The 1,035-nt window shown below is 45.9% G+C and carries 1 protein-coding gene; it reads right to left on the minus strand.

The features are described 5' to 3' along the window. A partial coding sequence (locus R7E47_RS25345) for a DNA primase (RefSeq protein WP_318085576.1) occupies positions 1-1,035 on the minus strand: 1,035 nt, incomplete at both ends.

A 1,035-nucleotide genomic window follows, 5' to 3' on the forward strand; every position in this document is an offset into this window, starting at 1 on the left:
ATTTGTTTTTCTACGCACTGGGCAATAATTTTATCCAGTGAGTCTAAAAATATTTCTTCTTGGTTGTCTTCGTCGAGCGGAATATCCCAGCTCGCAAGACGAGACAGAAGTGCCTCATTCTGGCTGTTGCGCCAGTGCTCTAATAATTGGCCTGTGTTGATATGGGGATGCGCTTGGCATTTATCAAGTACATCTGCAAATAAACTTAGGCCTGGTATGGAGAAGTCTCTCACTGAGGAAAGGTCCGGTACCATTTGAGCATAGCTCGGATTTTGAATAAGTAGAGCAATAACCTCACGCATAGGAGTTCGTTTGATCTCTTTGTGCGGTTGAGGTCGAGTTTCACTTATCTTTTTACGAGGCTGACGTAGGCGGTTATCAAACCCCGTGCGCTCATCCAATAGTTTTTCGAGCAACTCCTGAAAGTATGGGTCAGGAATCTTGTCAATCAAGGCGCTAGCGTATGCTCTCAACGCAGACTTACCTTCGTTGTTACCCAAATTGATTTGGTGTAACTCAATCAAGTTGTCAAAAAGGTAGCTCGATAGTGGTGTCGCTTGTTCTATTTGTTGCTCGAACGCTGCTTTGCCGTATTTACGAACGTAGCTGTCAGGGTCTTCCCCATCAGGTAAGAATAAGAACTTCAATGTGTTCCCGGTTTTGAGGAATTGAAGTGCGTTTTCTAACGCTCGCCATGCCGCTTCTTTACCTGCTCGGTCGCCATCGTAACAACACACCACGGTATTGGTTTGGCGGAACAACATTTGAATATGATCGCCCGTTGTCGAAGTGCCTAGCGAAGCGACGGAATAATCTACGCCGTACTGAGCCAGAGCGACAACGTCCATATAGCCTTCAACCACCAAAATTTGTGCTGGTTCACGATGCGCTTGTAACACTTCGTACCGGCCATAAAGCTCTTTGCCTTTATGGAATATTGGCGTTTCCGGTGAGTTGAGATATTTTGGTGTACCTTCACCAAGTACTCGACCACCAAAGCCAATTACTCGACCACGACGATCACGAATTGGAAAC

This window comes from Vibrio sp. Vb1026 (assembly GCF_033338745.1).
GTDB lineage: Bacteria > Pseudomonadota > Gammaproteobacteria > Enterobacterales > Vibrionaceae > Vibrio > Vibrio alginolyticus.